Below are 18,368 nucleotides of genomic sequence, written 5' to 3' on the forward strand. Positions count from 1 at the left end.
GATATAACGATATTACCCTGTGATGTCCCTGCCAGATGCATCTGTTTTCGGCCGGGCACCTTGCGTATGGCGGGGATTGTGCCGTGCATCCTTCACATTTCAACACGTGGCGTTGCGGGGCTTGACCCTCCCCCCCGTGCCGTGACTTATACCGCTATGGCGATACGAACAGGCAAGAAAAAGAAGGCGGCACAGCGCAGCAAAAAGCCCCCGATGCTGGTGCGTTGGGTGGATTGGCTGTGGCATTGGGCATGGCGCATCGGGCTGGGGGTTGCGGCAGCGATTTTGGCGCTTGTGGTGTTGTTCAACGTGATCAACCCACCGATTACATTGACAATTTTGCACGAAATACGCCGCCTTGGCAGTGTGGATCGGCAATGGACTGCCGTGGATGAGATTGCGCCAGTGATGCTGCGTTCTGTCGTGGCGGCAGAGGATGCGAATTTTTGTCAGCACTGGGGATTTGATATGGGCGCGATCCGGCAGGCGATTGACACTGGGTCATCGCGCGGCGCGTCGACTTTGTCGCAGCAGGTCGTGAAGAATGTGTTTTTGTGGCAAGACCGTAGTTGGCTGCGCAAGGCGCTAGAGGCGGCGATTACCCCCGTTGGTGAAGCGATTTGGTCCAAGCGCCGTATTTTGGAGCTGTATCTGAATATTGCAGAGTTTGATGAAGGCGTGTTCGGAATTAATGCGGCAGCGTTTCGATATTTCAGAACCACGCCAGATCAACTGACACCGCGCCAAGCCGCCCTTTTGGCGGCGATTTTACCGGATCCCAAGGGACGAAATGCGGCCAGCCCGTCGGGCTTTGTGTCTCGCCGTGCGGCTGCGATCATGGATGGGGCAGAAACCATCCGCCGCGATGGCCGTGCGGATTGCTTTGAATAAACGCAGGCTTTATGTGGCAGTGCTGGAATGCGTCGTGTGACGTGTAAAATTGCAATAACTCTCCTTTTGGTTGTTAAGGTTTCGTTTTCTCACCCTCCTTAGGTTGTTGTCAGGGACGCATTACAGCACAGGAGGTTGGGATGAGTATGGAACGCCCAGAACGCGGCCAAACACAAGGCGATAATGTGATGGACGCCGCGACCACGGCATCGACGGCAGCTTCAACCGCTGCGGCAGCGATGACGGCGGACGAATTCTATTTTGTTAGCTTCGACGAGGCCCCAAGCATGGCAGAAGATGCTGCTTTTTGGGAAGCCATCGCCATGTCGACGGAAGAACCGCCAAATGAACTGGATGCGATTTTCGAGAATTATTCCAGCCATCCAGAGGATTTCTCGATGGATGACGCGGTGGAATATAGCGAAGTGTCAGAGGGCGATCCGGGGATGTAACCCCCCGGATTGCCACTTTGGATGGTCAACCTTGTGCCTTACGTAGGGCATCAAATGCGGCAAGGTCTGAAATCAGCGCCTGCATCTGTGTGATCGGGATCATATTGGGACCATCGGAGGGCGCATTATCCGGGTCTTCGTGGGTCTCGATAAATAATGCTGATACACCAACGGCACAGGCTGCCCGCGCCAGTACCGGCGCGAATTCACGTTGTCCGCCGCTTGTGGTCCCTTGTCCGCCCGGCTGCTGTACCGAATGCGTGGCATCAAAAACTGTGGGATATCCGGTCTGTGCCATGATCGGCAATCCGCGGAAATCCGACACAAGCGTGTTATAGCCAAAGGATGTGCCGCGATCGCAAAGCATGATCCGTTCGTTCCCGGTGGAAGCAATCTTTGCGGCCACATTGCCCATATCCCAAGGTGCCAGGAATTGGCCCTTTTTCACATTGATCGCACAGCCGGTCTTGCCCGCCGCCAGCAACAGATCGGTTTGCCGACATAGGAACGCGGGAATTTGAATGACATCGACAGCTTCGCCAACGGCGGCGCATTGACCAGCATCGTGAACATCGGTGATCACCGGAACGTTAAATTCGCGCCCGATCGTTGACAGTACGTGCAGCCCTTCGTCCATTCCCATGCCGCGCTGTGTCCCCAAGGAAGAACGATTGGCCTTATCATAGCTGCCCTTAAAGATAAATTTGATGCCCGACGGCGCGCAGGCTTCGGCAATTTTCTCGGCCATCATCCGGGCGTGATCCAGGCTTTCCAACTGGCAGGGTCCGGCAATCAAGGCAAAGGGCTGTTGCCCGCCTACACGAATATCGCCAATTTCGATGATTTTTTGATCGGTCATTTTTGCTCCCCTTTACAGGTCAATTTACATTACACCGCTGCGCAGGAAATCATGAACATGCAGCACACCAAGCGGCTTGCCTTGATCCGCCACCAGCAAGGCCGTGATTTTCTTTTGGTTCAGGATCGCCAGCGCTTCGGCGGCAAGCATGTCAGGACCCACAGTGATGGGTGTTTTATTCGCAACCTGTCCCGCACTCGCCTGCATCAACCCATCCATATTGCGCCGTAAGTCACCATCTGAAATGACGCCGAACAAAGCCCCATCTTGCATGACGATCGCAAGCCCCAAACCTTTGGATGTCATTTCCAGCAGCACCTCGCTCATCGGGGTGCCCGTTTCAACAAAGGGCAAGGATGCGCTGCCATGCATCATTTCAGACACGCGGCGCATCTGCGCACCCAGCTTTCCGCCTGGATGAAACACGCCAAAATCGGTGCTTTTAAAACCACGTTTTTCCATCAGCGCCACGGCCATCGCATCGCCCAGCGCCAATGTCAGAGTTGTCGAGGTTGTGGGGGCCATGCCAATCGGGCATGCCTCTGGCAGCTTTGGCAACGCCAATTTATAGGTGGCTGCTTGCATTAAAGTGCTGTTGGCATTCGATGAAATGGCAATCATCGGGATTGAAAATCGCTGCGTATGGTAGATCATATCGCGCAGTTCCGCCGTCTCGCCAGAGTTTGAGATCAGAACGCACATATCGGCCTCGGTCACCATGCCCAAATCCCCGTGGCTCGCCTCGGCGGCATGGACAAAGAAGGACGGCGTGCCGGTCGACGCAAGCGTTGCCGCAATTTTGCGCCCGATATGACCTGATTTCCCAATGCCGCAAATGATTACACGGCCTTTAATCCGCAAAATATGCTCCAAGGCAGGAACGAAATCTGCGGGCAAATGTGTTGCCAAATGCGTCACCGCTTCTCCCTCCAGGGTCAGGACATGGCGCGCGGCAGCTATCATCTGATCATCGGTCATCTTGGGCCTCATCGTGATCTGTGTTGCGCCCGATTACCACGGCAACGCGGGCAAAGCCATCGACAGACGCAGGAAAGCCGCAACACAGCGCACGCCCGCGCGACGTCTTGCTAATGCATCGCAGCCTAGCGTCACACGATCCCTTAACCTGGAGCCAACACCGATGCCCGATCGCTCAGATAACCTATCGCTGCCGTATATTCAGCCCTCACAAGCGCAAAAACATGTCACTCATAATGAGGCCGTTCGCCTGCTGGATGCGCTGGTTCAATTGGCTGTTGAAAGCCTTTCATTGTCCGGCCCGCCGGCCGTGCCGCAAGCGGGCCAACGGTTTATTGTTCCAGCAGGTGGCACGCAGGCCTGGGCTGGTCAAGACCACAGGATTGCGATTTGGCAAGACACGGCATGGGCATTTTTGACCCCGTCAGAGGGCTGGCAAGCCTGGGTCGTCGATGATGGGGCGGTTGCGGTGTATCATGACGGGCAGTGGCAGCCGGTTACCGCGCGGTTAAATGTGTCGTTACTGGGGGTAAATACTGCCGCTGATGCCACAAACCGTCTGGCCAGCGCGGCTGATGCGACCTTATTAACCCATGTTGGGGCTGGCCATCAGCTGAAGCTGAACAAAGCGACGGCGACTGATACGGCGAGTTTGCTGTTCCAATCTAACTGGGCGGGGCGCGCCGAAATGGGGCTGACCGGTGGCGATGGCTTTACGGTAAAGGTCAGCGAAGACGGTGTGGCGTGGCATGATGCAATGACCGTCGATCCGGCCTCCGGACGCCCTGCGTTTACGCAAGGTGCGCAGATCCTTGGACCGCTGACCGGGCCGGGGATTGTCGGTCCGCAGGGCAGTGATGCAGTGATTGAACAGGGCGAAAATGCGAATGGCCGCTTTACTCGTCTGGCAAGTGGTTTGCAGATCTGCGAAAGCCCAGACATTCCTTTGACGCAAGTAAATGCTGCATATGGGGGGGTGTTCGGATCTGAAACCCAGACATGGGGTTTTCCTGAAGCATTTGTCGCGCCGCCCTCAGCCACGGGCAGTTGCAGCACAGACGTCTGGCTGACGCCAAGCACAACCCAAACCGCATGTGTATTCCGCGCCCTCAGCTATGCGGTGCAGCCCCTTGGTGATGTGGCGCGGCTGGTAGCGATTGGGCGTTGGAAGTGATCTGCCTAATCCACTTGCATTGCGTTGCGATTAAGCCCGGTGAATAGGCGGGGTTTAGGCTGTAGGTCACTGTGAGTTCATGTGTCAAACTTTCCCCCCAGGACCGCTGGACCCGGCGTGATGGCCAGCCTAAGCTTTGGGAAATACCAGATATTTTCAAGCCGGAAAGCCAGCCTCAATGTCCAAGACGCATGGATCGCTAAGTGTTCGCCTGTCGCAACTGCTCCGCCAAGTCTACCCGGAATTCGACAGTGATGTGATGGCGAGCAAGGTTATCGAATGCTTTTGGCCCGAGGGGGCATCCCGGCGCAAACGCCCCCGTGCGCCGGGGAATAATCTGTGGTCACAGCGTGATGCGATGTTGATCACCTATGGTGATTCTATCGTAGATGGGTCGCATAAGCCGCTTGATTTGTTGAATGATTTCCTGCTCAGCTATATGAAAGGGGTCACCAACGGCGTGCATATTTTGCCGTTTTTTCCCTATACCTCTGACGATGGTTTTGCGGTTACAGATTACACCAAGGTGAATTCAACACTGGGGGATTGGCCGGATATTTCGCGGATCGGGTCGGAATTTCACCTCATGTCCGATTTGGTGTTGAACCATGTGTCCAGCCAGGGCGTGTGGTTTAACGCCTATCGCCAAGGTCAATCGCCCTTTGATGGGTTCTTTTTTGAGGCCTCTCCCGATGACGATGTCACCATGGTCACCCGCCCGCGCACAACGCCACTGCTGCAATCGGTTGAGACAGCGAATGGTGAAAAACACGTCTGGTGCACATTTAGCCATGATCAAATCGATCTGAATTTCAAAAATCCCGAAGTTCTGTTTGAGATTTTGCGGATCATTCGCCTGCATATTGACCAAGGGGTGCGGGTGCTGCGCCTGGATGCGGTTGCGTTCTTGTGGAAAGAAATCGGCACCAATTGCATCCATCTTCCCCAGACCCATACGATCATCAAATTGATGCGCGTTCTGTGCGACTATGCGTCCGAGAACGTTATTCTATTGACGGAAACGAATGTGCCAAAGGCCGAGAACCTGTCATATTTCGGTAATCAGGATGAGGCGCATGCGGTCTATAACTTCCCGTTGCCGCCGCTTATTCTTCACGCGATGATGTCGGGGACGGCGAAATATCTGCTCAATTGGCAGCGCACGATGCCGCCCGCGCCGCTGGGCTGCGCCTATCTCAATTTTACCGCCAGCCATGATGGCATCGGGATGCGCCCGGCGGAAGGGTTGCTGCCCGAGGATGAAAAAGCCCGCGTGATCGACACTATCCGGCAGGTTGGCGGCCTTGTTTCAATGCGCTCCATGCCCGATGGCAGCGAAAGTCCATATGAGCTGAACTGCGGCTTCTTCGCCGCCATGTCACGCACATTTAAGGGCACAGATGATTTGCATATTCGCCGGTTCCTGTGTTCGCAAACCATCGTCATGTCGCTTGAAGGTATTCCGGCATTCTATATCCATTCCCTTCTGGCGACCCCAAATGATCTGGAGGCGGTGGAGCGTCGGGGCATGAACCGGGCGATCAACCGGCACAAATGGCATTACCCAGAGCTGCGCGCGAAACTGGCCGATTATGAAACCGATCAGGCGCGTGTTCTGGGCGCGATGTCAGAACGGCTGCGATTGCGGTCGCGCCAGCCTGCGTTGCACCCCAATGCGACACAGTTCACGCTGCAACTGGATCCCAGGATCTTTGGCATTTGGCGCCAATCTTTGGATCGCGCGCAGTCCATTTTCGCGCTGCATAATGTGTCGGGTGAAGAGGTGATGCTGCCGCCGGGAACATTGAACCTGATTGACGGACAAAAATGGTTCGATCTGCTTTCGGGTGAAGATATGCTGGGTGGGGCCGATGACGGGTTGGTTATGGCCCCCTATCAATGTCGTTGGATTACCAACCGGGCGTGACCCGGTTGGCCATCGCGCGTTACTGATATTCTGCCTCATCCGCGGCAACCGCCTTGCGGAAATCTGACAGGAAATTGGGGTCGGCTGCGTGGACGCGGTTCCATGTGGGGATGAAGGGCGTTTCTTCTGGGTGTTCGATAAATATATGCCCGGCCCGCACCAGATTTTCCGCAAACATTTCGATCGTTTGCTCTTCTGTATGGCGGTCGAATTTCAGCCCGTTCATCTGCGCATCATTGTAATAGCATTCCAGCAGATCCAGGGCGCGGCGGTAGTATGTCGCCTTCAAAGAGCGGAACGTATTGGGTGTGAACACCGTGCCATCGGCGGCCAGCTTGCGGAATACCGCTTTGCAAATATCGGTCGACATACGGTTCAGCCCGGTTGCGGCGTCTTCTTTTGATGTCTCTTGATGTTTGTGATCATAGCTGTCTGCGATCTCAACCTGACAGACCTGTCCCCGGCCAAGATTGCGCCATGCCTCTGATAGAACGCCGATTTCTAGCCCCCAATCCGACGGGATGCGCAAGTCTGGCAACATCTGGGTGCGCATCGCAAATTCACCTGACAGGATGTAGCGGAAGCTGCGTAGAAAATCGATATAGTCGCGGTCCCCGATCACCCGCTTCAGCGCGATCAGCAACGGGCTGACCAGCAGCCGCGTGACCCGACCGTTCAACTTGCCGTCCCCAACGCGGGCATAATAGCCTTTCGACAGCTGATATGGGAAAGAGGGATTGGCCACAGGATAGACCAGACGGTCCAGCATCTCGCGTTTATAGGTGACGATGTCGCAATCGTGAATCGCCATTACGGCACTGTCCGCACAGGCAATCATATAGCCCATGCAGCCCCACACATTTTTGCCTTTGCCTGGCTCTTGCGGTGCCAACCCCAGCTTTTGAAGCCGTTCGTTTAGCTGCAGCATCCGCGGGCTGTCATTCCAGATCACGGTGGTTTGTTGCGGCAAGACCGAGAAAAATTGACGCGCATGGCGATACTCGGCCTCTGATGCGCGATCCAATCCGACAATAATCCGGTGCAGATAGCTGACGCTGCTCAATTCTTGCAAAATATTCGCAAGGGCCGGTCCCTCCAGCTCAGAATACAGGCTAGGAAGAATCAGCGATATTTTGCGATTTTGTGCATAAGTTTCAAGCTCATAGACCAGCTCATCGTTTGAGCGAACCCGCAGATTATGAAACTGCGCGATGTTCCCGTTTTGTTGGAAATCGGCCATTTAGCTCTCCTGCTGAGGGATATTGTTCAAAATATCCATAATTTCTTCGTTCCAGCCCGCAGGGCCGGGCAATCGGCTTCGGCGGATTTTACCATCGGCTTCGCCCGCCAATTGTGGCAACCTGGGGCTGTGGTCATTGTGAATGACGACGCCGATATCCGCCGCTTCCAACATTTCAACATCATTGGGGGCATCGCCCAGCGCGATTGTGACATCCGCCTGATATTGCGCGATAATCTGCCGCATCTGATCCGCTTTGGTTCCCCCCAGAGAGAGGGTCAAAAAACGCCCACCGCGCCGCGCATGAATGCCATCCTTTTTCAATACCGATAGAAACTCCTGCAGCTGGGCATCTGTTCCTGACCAAAGCCCAGGTTCACTAAAACACCGTTTACGGGCATTTTGTGCCGCCACGAGGGGCAGGCCTGTGGCATCGGCAATATCGGCATCCGACATGTCCCCGAACCCGGTAAAACACTGCCGCAGCTCTGGTGGCAGTGTCGAAAGGCGGTGACGAATGGTCGCGTAGCTGTGTGTTGTGCCGGCACCCTGTCCGGGCACCAGGATATCCGCCCCGTTTTCCACAATCGCAGGGGTGTCCCCCAGCCCAAGCTGCGCATGAATTTGCGCCATCTCTGCCCCGGTTTTAGAGCTGGCCAGGATCAGTGGAATTTGACGCGTGCGCAACGCCGTCAAGGCAGGCATCGCGGGCTGAAAGCTGTAAGTCGCGTGGTCCAACAACGTCCCGTCAAGATCGGTGAATACCAATAGCTTCATTTCAACCCCATGACTGCGCGACATATGCTCTGCGCAAACAGTAGACACATTTCGCAGGCATATGAAACCGGCACACAGTATTTTGTGCATTTCCGTAGGGTTGGCCGTCACGTGGCGGGTATAGAAGCGGCGTTTTTCAGCAAGAACAGCCCGCAGAACTGCCGGTTGCAGCGGATATATACGCCCCGCCGTTCCCGGTCTGTCCGCGATACGGTTGGCCCTGGGCAGGAAACCCGCTAAATCCTATTGGGCAGCGATTGGGATAAGGAAACGGCGATGAAACGGGCGTGGCAAAGAATGCTTTCGGGACGCAGGTTGGACCTGCTGGACCCGACCCCGATGGATGTCGAAATCGAAGACATTGCGCATGGGTTGTCCTTTGTCGCGCGTTGGAACGGGCAAACGCATGGCGATTGGGCCTATTCCGTTGCTGAACATTCGATCCTTGTGGCAGATATTTTTCATTTGACGGACCCGGTAATCGAGCCGAAATGGCAGCTTGCCGCGCTGCTGCATGATGCGGCTGAATATGTTCTGGGCGACATGATATCACCCGTCAAAGCCGCGATTGGACAAGATTACGGTGTCCTGGACGCCCGGTTGACGGCGGCAATCCATCTGCGCTTCGGGCTGCCAGCGGTGCTGCCGCAACATATCAAACGTAAGATCAAAAAGGCGGATATTATTTCTGCCCGGCTGGAGGCAGAGCGCCTTGCAGGATTTTCGACACAGGAGGCCGACAGGATTTTCGGTAAAATCGACCCGGAACTGTCGCAGAAATTGGATTTGCATCTGCGCCCGCCTATGCAGGTGCGCGCCGCATTCACCGCGCGTCACCATAAGCTGCTGCACCTGATCGGCTAGGTCACATCATTGGCCGCTTCAGGCTGGTGCGAAGCAGTTCCAGCTCTTGTTCAGCGCGCCGTTTGCGTTCTTCGTGAGCGTGTCGGTTGAAGCCCTGGTGATGTGATGGCGCCGTTCCGTGATACCCGGTGGCGGTTTTGATGATCTGATTCATAATCCCAAACATGTCATCTCTCCTGTGATGCGATGGGATAAGATTGGCACTGCAGTGTAGATAAAAGCGACTCTTGAAAACTTGACGCTTGTTAGGCAGACTTACAATATGGATTGGAAAGAGATACCTTCGCTTGCGGCGTTGCGCGCCTTTGAGGCTGCGGCACGCAATGCCAGCCTGTCCGCAGCTGCGCGGGAGCTAAACGTAACCCATGCCGCTATCGCGCAGCACATCACGGGCCTGTCCGCCCATTTCGGTGAGGCATTGCTGCAGCGGCAGGGCAACCGGATGGTGACAACCCCAACCGGCCAGATTTTGGCACAAGGTCTAAGCGCAGGATTTGGCCAAATCGCGGAAACCGTGCATATGATCAATCAGACGAAATCCAATGCGCCGTTAAAAATCACCACCACCGCTAATTTTGCAGATTTCTGGCTGATGCCGCGCCTGCCGGGGTTTTGGCGCGATCACCCTGATGTGCCTTTGTCGATCGAGGTCACCAATACCGTGGTGGATCTGCGCCACTCCACCGCTGATCTGGCCATCCGCTTTGGGCAAGGGAACTGGCCCGGTGTCGACAGTAAGCAGGTCTTTCCGGTGGTCTTGACCATCTGTGCCGCACCAACAATGCTGCAGGCCCACCCGGAAATGGTCTCTGGCGATTTCAGTCAGGTGGAATGGGTTCTTGAAGACAATTTTGCCGAAGGCGAGAATTGGTTGAAAGACAACGGAATGATCGGGGCCGATAGCATGGTGCGCCGCGTCCCCACACAAGGCAGCGCGCGCGCGCTGGTCAAAGCGGGGGCTGCCGCCTCTATCCTGTTTGACGGAATGATTGAAGAAGAGCTCTCGTCCGGGAGCGTTGTGGCATTGGGGAAAAGCCGAATCGGACGCTTTGGCTATTACACCGTGACGCGCAAAGGCACGGTGTCAAAGCAACGTGAGATCTTTGTAAAATGGCTTACAAAATTGGCGAAATCTGCCAATGCGCCCAATCAGTTCCACAAAGGCACGGGGCTATAGGTGGTGGTCAGGTGCGAACCGCTACATGTGGTTGGCTTTTCAAGTTTGCCTAAAATTCACCACAGTTTTTGATGCAAACCCGCACCAGTTTGCCCCAGAACTGGCGCAATCAGGGGTGTAAATGTTAACGGAAGATTGCCAGCGCAAAGGAACTTGGGCAAATTTAAGGCAAGAATGAGGCAAGCCGCCTAAAGCGGCACAGTCCGGAACAAGGCCCCAGATAGAATTGGCCACCCGAGACGAGAGGAAAGCGCAGTGTTGTCACGTTTAGCGGGTGCGCTTTTGCGCGCGGTTTTGGTTGTATTGATTTTGACGTTGCCAGCCATGCTGGTGCCGTCAGTCTCTGCGGATACTGCGCAAATTGTGGCGTTGATTGCGATTTTTGCAGCGGCCCTGACCTTCTTTGAATATGCGTCGGTCTATCCCGGATTGATCGAATTTCGTGATGCGCCGCCCTTTAACCGTATCCGTTTCCTGTCCCTGCTGGCGATTGTCCTGCTACTGTCGCTATCCGCACAGGCACGAATTGCCCCAACCACGTTAACCCAGTTGATTGAGGCGCTGGGCTCTGCCGTTGGGCGGATGATGGATTTTCCTTACAGTCCGATACGTTTGCTGCGCCTGACCTTGCCCACGGATGCCAGCTTCAACCAGGTGACTTTGCTGCGGGCAGCCGCCGGGCTGTCATTTTGTATCTCTACGATTATGCTTGTGGCGTTTTATTGCGCGATGCGCATTGGTGGATGGCCCACGGGGCGGGGCAGCTTTAACGTCTGGGTGAATCTGCCAACATTCGATCCGACCGCAGGCGGGGATGTTATTGAACGTCTGCGCCGTGATGCATTGTATAATATCAGCCTTGGCATTTTGCTGCCCTTCGTCATTCCTGCGACGATCAAAGCAATCTCGGTCGGGATTACCGATATTGCGCCGCAAAGCGCACATACGATGATTTGGGTGGTCACAGCATGGAGCTTCATTCCCGCAAGCCTGTTTATGCGCGGTATGGCGATCAATCGCATCGCCCAAATGATCGAAGACAAGCGCCGGACCACCGATGCCGATCCTTATATGTCGGCGCATTCGGCCTGATCTTCACGGGTATTGGCGCTGCAGCCAATGCCGATATCACGGTGGCAAGTTTTGGGGCAGAACTGTCGCGGCAAGGGCCGGGGCTTTTGTACCGTGATATTGTGTCAGGGGATGATCCACAGGTGCAGGCCGCGATTGCAGTGATTGCGTCGCAAAACCCGGATATTTTATTGCTGACCGGATTTGACTGGGACGCGCAAGGTTTGGCCTTGGCGGCGTTTCAGGCGCAATTGACCGCTGCGGGCAGTGACTATCCGTATCATTATGCGCCCCGTCCCAATAGCGGCATGGACAGCGGGCATGATTTGGATGGCGATGGGCGTGATGGCGGCCCACGGGATGCACAGGGTTATGGCCGTTTTTCGGGCGATGGGGGGATGGCGCTGCTGTCCCGTTTCCCGGTTGATCAGGCGCATAGCCGGGACTTTTCGGATCTGTTATGGGCGGATCTGCCGGAGACCAAGTTGACGTCAGAGGATCCCGGCTGGCAGGTGCAACGGCTGTCCTCGGTCGCGCATTGGGACGTTGCAGTCAGGGTGCACGAGACGCCGCTACATCTATGGGCAATGTCGGCCACCCCGCCTGTCTTCGATGGTCCCGAGGATCGCAATGGTCGGCGCAACCATGATGAGCTGGCCTTTTGGTCACGATATCTGGATGGCCGTTTGCCATGGGCGCCAGTGCCGCAGCCTTTTGTATTATTAGGAGATTTCCAAATTGATCCCGCCAAGGGGCAGGGACAAACGGCCGCGATTGACACTTTGTTGGCGGATGCGCGTCTGCAAGACCCGTTGCCGGGCGCCAATACCGTGCAATATGATCCGGCAGGGGTCGGCGCGCTGCGTGTGGATTACGTCCTACCCAGCCGCCAGATCACGGTGTTGGATGCCGGCGTGATCTGGCCAATCGATGGGCCATTGGCCCAAGCTGCACAGCAGGCATCGCGTCACAAAATGGTTTGGGTCAGCATCGCCTGGCCATGAGCGGCAAGTCGGGGTGCCTCACGTGCGGCTTGTCCCTGTGGCACGACCTTCATGCCCCGGAAATACAGATGTTCAAACACGATGCGCTGCAGCGATTTGACGCGATGATCAGGGAACAGAACCCGGAACACCGTATCATCCACCGCATGGGGCATTTTATACAGGTAGCGGTTTGCCCGCATCTGCCGCGCCTGCACAGAGAAGGGTGCACATAGCGCGTCCGTCCCCCAGTGATAGCCACGCAGATTGATCTTGCGGTTCAGCTGCTCTTCCAGTTCGGCTGCCAGATCCTGGGCCGAGAAACGGGCGCCGGGATAGGGCACCTCCAGAAAGCCGGAATGGCGGTCTGCTGTTTCGGCCAAAGACACGGCGATCTGCGTCATATCTTCCAGATCCGCGTGAATATGGGGCACGGACGCCGGGCCCAGCGCGGTGACATAGCCTTTGGACAGGCCCGATAAAATTACACGGTTCATCAAGGTATTGCGCGCGCCTGGCATGACGAAATCACCCGCACGCAAAATCACGATCGCGCGTTCGCGGTCGATGGCATCGCGGTAGCGCGCTTCGGCTTCGGCACGAAGATGACCGCGCTGCGTGACCGGTGCAGCAGCCATGTCAGGGCCCCATGGCGCAGGCTGACGGCCGTAGATCAGGAAATTCCCCGGCACCATGATAGAGGCACCGGAATTGCGCGATGCCGCTATGACAGCCTGTGTCAGCTCGGGCAATTCGCGTTGCAAATCCGCGGTTGCGGGCGGGTTCATCGCATTGACGATCCATCGGGCCCCGCGTGCGGCGACGGACATATCTGAGCCACGTCTATAGCGATCCACGTCCCAGCCAGCCGCACGAAAGGCGCGAGCACAGGCGGCACCAAACAGCCCCCCCATACCCAAAATCAGAATCCTGCGTGACATTGAATTATCCATTTCTGCTCATTTCCCCCATCATGCAGGTCGCATCGGTAATGCGCGACCGTCTCGACTTCACGAATGCGAAACATTGCCCATACCCTTGCGGCAGGTGGCGGGTGTTTGCCGGTCTTGCGATCTTTGCCGCGGGTGGCATGCGCTTTGGTCCTTGGAAACAGGAGACTCCTGAAAGGTTAAGGATCCATTAACTACATTTAGTGGTTTGAATGTGTTTGGGCACAATTCATGCAGCGCGGAACGCTTGACCCGGCATCTCCCTTTGGCTACGCCGCTTACGACCCTTTTTCTGCGGGAGATAACGCATGTCTAACCCCTCCATTCTCATCTTGGCCGGTGACGGCATTGGCCCCGAAGTCATGGACGAGGTGAAGAAAATCATCACCTGGTTTGGTGCCAAGCGCGATCTGGCGTTTGATGTCAGCGAAGATTTGGTGGGCGGCGCCGCCTATGATGCGCATGGCACGCCATTGACCGACGCCACGATGGATAAGGCGCAAAACGTTGACGCCGTTCTTTTGGGCGCAGTGGGTGGCCCGAAATATGACGTTCTTGATTTTAGCGTGAAGCCAGAACGTGGGCTGCTGCGTTTGCGTAAAGAGATGGATCTGTTTGCAAACCTGCGCCCGGCACAATGTTTCGATGCGCTCGCCGATTTCTCGTCGCTGAAAAAAGACGTGGTCGCCGGTCTGGATATCATGATCGTGCGCGAATTGACCTCTGGCATCTATTTCGGTGAGCCGCGCGGGATCATCGTAGAAAATAACGAACGCGTCGGCATTAACACGCAGCGTTACACGGAATCGGAAATTGAGCGCGTGGCACGTTCCGCGTTCGAACTGGCCAAGCGCCGTGGCAACAAGGTCTGCTCAATGGAGAAGGCCAATGTGATGGAATCGGGGATTTTGTGGCGCGAAGTCGTGCAGAAAATCCATGATGAGGAATATCCAGAGGTCGAGCTGTCGCATATGTATGCCGATGCCGGCGCGATGCAGCTGTGTCGTTGGCCCAAACAGTTCGATGTTATTGTGACCGACAACTTGTTCGGCGATCTGCTTTCGGATGCGGCGGCAATGTTGACAGGGTCGCTTGGCATGCTGCCTTCTGCGTCGCTGGGCGCGCCGATGGCGAATGGCCGTCCCAAGGCCATGTATGAGCCGGTGCATGGCTCTGCCCCCGATATTGCGGGTGAAGGCAAGGCAAACCCGATCGCATGTATCCTTAGCTTCTCGATGGCGCTGCGCTATAGCTTCGATTTGGGTGCCGAAGCGGATCGTCTGGAAGCCGCGGTTGAAAAGGTTCTGGCCGATGGTGTGCGCACCGCGGATCTGCTGGGACCGGAAGATGGTACACCCGTGTCGACCTCTGAAATGGGTGACAAGATCATCGCCGCGCTTGACGCATCGTTATAATCCACAAAGGTCGGCGCTTTTTTACCGCGCCGACCTGTCTTCGGTCCCTGATATGGTTGATGAACACATCGCTGCAGGTGCATTGGTTTTGCCGGTGTAACAAAAACGCTGCCACCCAGAGGATCTGAGCAGCAGCGACAGGCCTGACGTGTGCCGCCACACAGGGCAAGCATTCCCAAAGGTTTAATTAATGCGCATGGCCGTTTGCATGCATGTGGCTGCGTAGGTTTTTCACCGATGCGCTTGCTTGTGCGGCCAATTCTTCTGCAATCCGGTCACCCAATTGCTGACCTTCCTTTTCCGCCTCACGCAGGACATCTTTTGCCGATGAGGTGGCCTCGGCTTTCAGCCGTGCTGCCAGCTCTGATGCGCGCTGCTTTTCTTCGGCGTAAACTTTGCGGGCCTCATCCAGAACGCGGTCGATCTGTGGACCCATCGCGCTGTTGCGAATCTTATCCTTTGGCAGGGCCGCAACAATCGCCGCACCGACTGCCAAACCCAAGATCGCTGCGATCATCGGGTGTTCTTGCACCAAACGTTTGCTTTCGCTGCCAGCCTTACGTGCATGATCTTGGAACTTGATCTTTGCAGCATAGGCTTGTTCACGCGCTTCCATCACGCGGCGTTTCGATTCAACGGACAGATCTTCAAGGCCGGTTTCCAACTTTAACCGCACCTGTGCTGCGAAATCAGACACCATTTCTGCACGATCTTTCGCGATGTCACGGCCGGCCTCTACGCTGTTGTCAGCGCTTTCTTCCAGTTCGCGCAGCCGGATTGTCGCAGACGCGCGCAGACGATCGATTTCTTCGGACCAATCTTCCTCACTGGAGGACATCTGATCTTTCAACGCAGCGGCACCGATGGCCTCTGGCTCTGCTGTGGCGTCTTGTGATTTGCGACCCAATAGCAGCCATGCCAGACCTGCGCCCGCCAAGGCAAATGCAACCGGGTTTTCGCGGATCGTTGCTTCGGCGCGTTTTGCATAGGGCGTGGCGTTTTCTTGCACGAATTTCGACACATGCTCTGCCAGCAGCGAGGGTGCGACACGGCCTGTCAGATCGGCAAGCGTTCCCGCAAGATCGGATTTGTCTGCGTTCAATTGGCGTTCGATTTCTTTGATTGTGTGGGACTCAGTCATTTGAAAATCTCCTTCAGGCTCCGCACATCGGCGGAGAATTTATTGAGGATTGTTTTGGGTGCGGTGGCCGCGCGTTTCGCCAATGTGAAACCGCGCCAAACAAAACCGCCCGCAACGACAAGAAGCACGCCAAATGCAATGGCAGAGGACCAAAGAGGTGTGATGCCCCAGCTTACCAGCGACATGCGCAACAGATCATCCAGCGCACTAAGGACCGCAATTCCACCGGCCAATGCGATTGCAAAATATACCGCAGCTTTGCTGATTTGGCGCAGGGCCAACCGCAGCTCGGTCTGCGCGAATTTCATCTCATCACGGCCCATTTGCCGACCTTGATCGAACAGATCATGGGCCAGTTCTGGCAAAGGCTTACGGGCGGAATTGTCCGTATTTGCCTGATTGAGATGATCCATACTCGCCTCCTGCGTTACGAACCATTCGTTCGCATCATGGTGGAAACGCACGCGCCACCGGATAAGTTCCCTCGTTCTGCGCGAAGATGGTTGCACCACTCGCTGGATTTGATTGGGCCGAAGTGTAAGGGCACTGTCAGTCATCCAATCTTCTCTTCGCGGGCGCGAGGCGCGCGCGCGAACGCGCGTCCGGGCGGGCGGGTTCCCAATTTATCGGCGCGAAATTTGGGGAACTTCCACCGGGCTGCTCCGTTATTTGATCAGCAGGCAGATGATGCCACACACATTCCAACGGAGGTTTCCCCATGCTTGGCTGGGCTCTTACATTTCTAATCGTCGCACTTATTGCAGCAGCACTAGGTTTTGGTGGTATTGCGGGGGCTTCCGCAGGTATCGCACAAATCCTGTTTGTGATTTTCTTGGTTCTATTCGTCATCGCGATGGTGGCGCGCGCTGTGCGCGGTAAACCGCCCGTATGATCGGCGCGATAACATTTCACGCCTGACGGCTTGGTCAGGCTGTGCCTAAAAACCCCCTGCCGCGCAGATCGCGGCAGGGGGTTTTTTATGCTTGAAACCTGCGGCATGCAGCAGGGTATGTGCCGGCATGGTGTGGCCGTGCGCATATCGCGCGGCCCCTGATCCCCGGCCCCTGATCCGGGTGCATGGGAAACAGGCTTGCGATCACGCCATCTGCGCCGATACTGATGGCACCACAGCACACAGCACAAAGCACGCGGGCGCAAAGGACATCGCATGAAAGTTTTGACGGGGCAGTTGATCCGGTTTGATGCGAACCCATTCGTTGAAGGGCCAGCGGCCGCACAGTATTTGCGCCGTGGTGCCGTGGTCGTCGATCAGGGTAAGATCGTCGATCTGGGCGAGGCGGACGTAATCGTGCCTCGTTATCCACAGGCGGTGCGCCACGATTATGGAGATCGGTTGATTTCCGCAGGGTTCGTGGATGCCCATGTGCATTATCCGCAAACCGCTATCATAGCCAGCTGGGGCAAGCGGCTGATTGATTGGCTTAATACCTATACATTCCCGGAAGAGACACGCTTTGGCGATGCGGCCTATGCGGATGCGGTCGCGGGCAGGTATCTGGATCTTGCGTTAGAACACGGCACGACATCTATGTGCAGCTTTTGCACCATCCATCCCGAAAGCGTGGATGCATTTTTCAACGCGGCGCAAGAGCGCGGCATGCGCGTGTTTGGGGGGAAAACGTGTATGGATCGAAATGCGCCAGAAGGACTGCGTGACACTGCGCAATCTGCCTATGATGACAGCCAGCGCCTGTTGACCCGGTGGCATGGGCATGGGCGCGCGTCTTATGTGATCACCCCGCGCTTTTCGCCGACCTCCACGCCCGAGCAACTGATGGCGCTGGGCACATTATGGGCAGAATATCCTGACTGCCTGATGCAAACGCATCTTAGCGAGCAGACCGATGAAATCGCCTGGGTCAAAAGCCTGTTTCCACAGGCCCGCGATTACCTGGATACCTATGAAGCCTTCGGCCTGCTGGGCGCACGCGGCCTGTATGGCCATGCGATCCATCTGGAGCCGCGTGAAATTGATCGGCTGACCGAGCTGGACGCAGGTGTCGCGCATTGCCCAACATCGAATATGTTTATTGGCTCAGGCCTGTTTGATATGGCAGCGTTGGCAACCCGGATGCGAGTTGGTTTGGCGACAGATACGGGAGGTGGTTCTAGTTTCTCAATGTTGCGCACAATGGCTGCGGCTTATGAAATCAGTCAATTGCGGGGCGCACCGATTCATCCCAGTGCACTGTGGTGGCTGGCCACCCAAGGGGCGGCGCGCAGCTTGCGCGTCGAAGATAAGATCGGAAATCTAAGCGTGGGCCAAGAAGCTGATCTGGTGATTGTCGATCTGCATTCCACCCCTGCGATTGCACAGCGCGCCGCACAGGTGACGGATTTTTGGGAGCTTTTGTTCGCAACCATCATGATGGGCGATGACCGCGCAATCCATCAGGTGTGGATCAATGGCTGTCCGCGGTAGGTCCGTGCGCATTTTCTTCGATGACG

19 protein-coding genes are annotated in these 18,368 nt (G+C 56.0%); 11 read left to right on the forward strand and 8 right to left on the reverse strand.

What is annotated here, in order from left to right:
* Positions 1 to 156 precede the first annotated feature (156 nt).
* Both mtgA and BFP70_RS12385 read left to right on the forward strand, forming a co-directional pair.
* Positions 157 to 891 (forward strand): monofunctional biosynthetic peptidoglycan transglycosylase, encoded by a 735-nt coding sequence (gene mtgA / locus BFP70_RS12380; protein ID WP_066011958.1) that lies wholly within the window; start codon positions 157 to 159, stop codon positions 889 to 891.
* A 140-nt stretch (positions 892 to 1,031) separates the two neighbouring features.
* The gene (locus tag BFP70_RS12385) at positions 1,032 to 1,343 is read left to right on the forward strand and encodes a hypothetical protein (RefSeq protein ID WP_066011960.1); all 312 of its coding nucleotides are present in this window, start codon (positions 1,032 to 1,034) and stop codon (positions 1,341 to 1,343) included.
* A 25-nt stretch (positions 1,344 to 1,368) separates the two neighbouring features.
* Here the strand turns inward: BFP70_RS12385 and kdsA are convergent, their stop codons facing one another.
* A complete protein-coding gene (gene kdsA / locus BFP70_RS12390) occupies positions 1,369 to 2,202 on the reverse strand; it encodes a 3-deoxy-8-phosphooctulonate synthase (protein WP_066011961.1) in 834 nt (277 codons plus the stop codon).
* 24 nt (positions 2,203 to 2,226) lie between these two features.
* Positions 2,227 to 3,180, reverse strand: coding sequence for an SIS domain-containing protein (locus BFP70_RS12395; RefSeq protein WP_255356695.1), 954 nt, complete (start codon positions 3,178 to 3,180; stop codon positions 2,227 to 2,229).
* Positions 3,181 to 3,343: 163 nt separating this feature from the next.
* On the opposite strand from BFP70_RS12395, the gene BFP70_RS12400 reads away from it, so the two are divergent.
* Both BFP70_RS12400 and BFP70_RS12405 read left to right on the forward strand, forming a co-directional pair.
* Positions 3,344 to 4,354, forward strand: coding sequence for a DUF2793 domain-containing protein (locus tag BFP70_RS12400; RefSeq protein WP_066011965.1), 1,011 nt, complete (start codon positions 3,344 to 3,346; stop codon positions 4,352 to 4,354).
* A 178-nt stretch (positions 4,355 to 4,532) separates the two neighbouring features.
* Complete coding sequence (locus BFP70_RS12405) at positions 4,533 to 6,281, forward strand: sugar phosphorylase (RefSeq protein ID WP_066011967.1); 1,749 nt, start codon at positions 4,533 to 4,535, stop codon at positions 6,279 to 6,281.
* A gap of 19 nt (positions 6,282 to 6,300) precedes the next feature.
* Here BFP70_RS12405 and BFP70_RS12410 read toward each other — a convergent pair whose 3' ends face one another.
* Entirely contained in the window at positions 6,301 to 7,521 is a 1,221-nt protein-coding gene (locus BFP70_RS12410) for a glycosyl transferase (protein ID WP_066011969.1), read from the reverse strand.
* On the reverse strand, positions 7,522 to 8,298 hold the full coding sequence (locus BFP70_RS12415) for a mannosyl-3-phosphoglycerate phosphatase (RefSeq protein WP_066011971.1): 777 nt from the start codon (positions 8,296 to 8,298) through the stop codon (positions 7,522 to 7,524).
* A gap of 276 nt (positions 8,299 to 8,574) precedes the next feature.
* Between BFP70_RS12415 and BFP70_RS12420 the strand changes: the two genes are divergently transcribed.
* Complete coding sequence (locus BFP70_RS12420) at positions 8,575 to 9,162, forward strand: YfbR-like 5'-deoxynucleotidase (protein ID WP_066011976.1); 588 nt, start codon at positions 8,575 to 8,577, stop codon at positions 9,160 to 9,162.
* A 1-nt stretch (position 9,163) separates the two neighbouring features.
* Here BFP70_RS12420 and BFP70_RS21070 read toward each other — a convergent pair whose 3' ends face one another.
* Complete coding sequence (locus tag BFP70_RS21070) at positions 9,164 to 9,328, reverse strand: hypothetical protein (RefSeq protein ID WP_176715560.1); 165 nt, start codon at positions 9,326 to 9,328, stop codon at positions 9,164 to 9,166.
* 96 nt (positions 9,329 to 9,424) lie between these two features.
* Between BFP70_RS21070 and BFP70_RS12425 the strand changes: the two genes are divergently transcribed.
* The 3 genes from BFP70_RS12425 to BFP70_RS12435 all read left to right on the forward strand — a co-directional run bounded on the left by BFP70_RS12425 (position 9,425) and on the right by BFP70_RS12435 (position 12,414).
* Positions 9,425 to 10,339 (forward strand): LysR family transcriptional regulator, encoded by a 915-nt coding sequence (locus tag BFP70_RS12425; protein WP_066011978.1) that lies wholly within the window; start codon positions 9,425 to 9,427, stop codon positions 10,337 to 10,339.
* A 255-nt stretch (positions 10,340 to 10,594) separates the two neighbouring features.
* Positions 10,595 to 11,431 carry a hypothetical protein gene (locus BFP70_RS21400; protein WP_066011980.1) on the forward strand — a complete coding sequence of 279 codons (837 nt, stop codon included), beginning with the start codon at positions 10,595 to 10,597 and terminating at the stop codon, positions 11,429 to 11,431.
* A gap of 101 nt (positions 11,432 to 11,532) precedes the next feature.
* Positions 11,533 to 12,414 carry an endonuclease/exonuclease/phosphatase family protein gene (locus BFP70_RS12435; protein WP_369820205.1) on the forward strand — a complete coding sequence of 294 codons (882 nt, stop codon included), beginning with the start codon at positions 11,533 to 11,535 and terminating at the stop codon, positions 12,412 to 12,414.
* Here BFP70_RS12435 and BFP70_RS12440 read toward each other — a convergent pair.
* Positions 12,378 to 13,334, reverse strand: coding sequence for an epimerase (locus BFP70_RS12440; RefSeq protein WP_141693188.1), 957 nt, complete (start codon positions 13,332 to 13,334; stop codon positions 12,378 to 12,380). The genes BFP70_RS12435 and BFP70_RS12440 overlap by 37 nt on opposite strands.
* A 317-nt stretch (positions 13,335 to 13,651) precedes the next feature.
* Here BFP70_RS12440 and leuB point away from each other — a divergent pair, with 317 nt between their 5' ends.
* Positions 13,652 to 14,758 carry a 3-isopropylmalate dehydrogenase gene (leuB, locus tag BFP70_RS12445; RefSeq protein WP_066011986.1) on the forward strand — a complete coding sequence of 369 codons (1,107 nt, stop codon included), beginning with the start codon at positions 13,652 to 13,654 and terminating at the stop codon, positions 14,756 to 14,758.
* Between the two features lie 187 nt (positions 14,759 to 14,945).
* Here leuB and BFP70_RS12450 read toward each other — a convergent pair whose 3' ends face one another.
* Positions 14,946 to 15,899: a hypothetical protein gene (locus BFP70_RS12450; RefSeq protein ID WP_066011987.1), complete on the reverse strand. Its 954-nt coding sequence runs from the start codon at positions 15,897 to 15,899 to the stop codon at positions 14,946 to 14,948.
* On the reverse strand, positions 15,896 to 16,312 hold the full coding sequence (locus tag BFP70_RS12455) for a phage holin family protein (protein ID WP_066011989.1): 417 nt from the start codon (positions 16,310 to 16,312) through the stop codon (positions 15,896 to 15,898). The genes BFP70_RS12450 and BFP70_RS12455 overlap by 4 nt, the downstream gene beginning before the upstream one ends.
* Positions 16,313 to 16,617: 305 nt before the next feature.
* Here BFP70_RS12455 and BFP70_RS12460 point away from each other — a divergent pair, with 305 nt between their 5' ends.
* Both BFP70_RS12460 and guaD read left to right on the forward strand, forming a co-directional pair.
* Positions 16,618 to 16,791, forward strand: a complete 174-nt coding sequence (locus BFP70_RS12460) for a DUF1328 domain-containing protein (protein ID WP_066011990.1) — start codon at positions 16,618 to 16,620, stop codon at positions 16,789 to 16,791.
* 276 nt (positions 16,792 to 17,067) lie between these two features.
* Positions 17,068 to 18,342, forward strand: coding sequence for a guanine deaminase (guaD, locus tag BFP70_RS12465; protein WP_066011991.1), 1,275 nt, complete (start codon positions 17,068 to 17,070; stop codon positions 18,340 to 18,342).
* Positions 18,343 to 18,368 lie beyond the last annotated feature (26 nt).

Source organism: Thioclava sp. SK-1 (genome assembly GCF_001705665.1).
In the GTDB taxonomy this organism is placed as follows: domain Bacteria; phylum Pseudomonadota; class Alphaproteobacteria; order Rhodobacterales; family Rhodobacteraceae; genus Thioclava.

Bases quoted from the DNA above. Each gene is read 5' to 3' on its own strand.
- BFP70_RS12460 (WP_066011990.1), top strand. From the start codon at position 16,618: ATGCTTGGCTGGGCTCTTACATTTCTAATCGTCGCACTTATTGCAGCA.
- BFP70_RS12425 (WP_066011978.1), top strand. From the start codon at position 9,425: ATGGATTGGAAAGAGATACCTTCGCTTGCGGCGTTGCGCGCCTTTGAG.
- guaD (WP_066011991.1), top strand. From the start codon at position 17,068: ATGAAAGTTTTGACGGGGCAGTTGATCCGGTTTGATGCGAACCCATTC.
- BFP70_RS12455 (WP_066011989.1), bottom strand. From the start codon at position 16,312: ATGGATCATCTCAATCAGGCAAATACGGACAATTCCGCCCGTAAGCCT.
- mtgA (WP_066011958.1), top strand. From the start codon at position 157: ATGGCGATACGAACAGGCAAGAAAAAGAAGGCGGCACAGCGCAGCAAA.
- leuB (WP_066011986.1), top strand. From the start codon at position 13,652: ATGTCTAACCCCTCCATTCTCATCTTGGCCGGTGACGGCATTGGCCCC.
- BFP70_RS12405 (WP_066011967.1), top strand. From the start codon at position 4,533: ATGTCCAAGACGCATGGATCGCTAAGTGTTCGCCTGTCGCAACTGCTC.
- BFP70_RS12440 (WP_141693188.1), bottom strand. From the start codon at position 13,334: ATGTCACGCAGGATTCTGATTTTGGGTATGGGGGGGCTGTTTGGTGCC.
- kdsA (WP_066011961.1), bottom strand. From the start codon at position 2,202: ATGACCGATCAAAAAATCATCGAAATTGGCGATATTCGTGTAGGCGGG.
- BFP70_RS12415 (WP_066011971.1), bottom strand. From the start codon at position 8,298: ATGAAGCTATTGGTATTCACCGATCTTGACGGGACGTTGTTGGACCAC.
- BFP70_RS12410 (WP_066011969.1), bottom strand. From the start codon at position 7,521: ATGGCCGATTTCCAACAAAACGGGAACATCGCGCAGTTTCATAATCTG.
- BFP70_RS12400 (WP_066011965.1), top strand. From the start codon at position 3,344: ATGCCCGATCGCTCAGATAACCTATCGCTGCCGTATATTCAGCCCTCA.
- BFP70_RS21070 (WP_176715560.1), bottom strand. From the start codon at position 9,328: ATGTTTGGGATTATGAATCAGATCATCAAAACCGCCACCGGGTATCAC.
- BFP70_RS12450 (WP_066011987.1), bottom strand. From the start codon at position 15,899: ATGACTGAGTCCCACACAATCAAAGAAATCGAACGCCAATTGAACGCA.
- BFP70_RS12420 (WP_066011976.1), top strand. From the start codon at position 8,575: ATGAAACGGGCGTGGCAAAGAATGCTTTCGGGACGCAGGTTGGACCTG.
- BFP70_RS12385 (WP_066011960.1), top strand. From the start codon at position 1,032: ATGAGTATGGAACGCCCAGAACGCGGCCAAACACAAGGCGATAATGTG.
- BFP70_RS12395 (WP_255356695.1), bottom strand. From the start codon at position 3,180: ATGACCGATGATCAGATGATAGCTGCCGCGCGCCATGTCCTGACCCTG.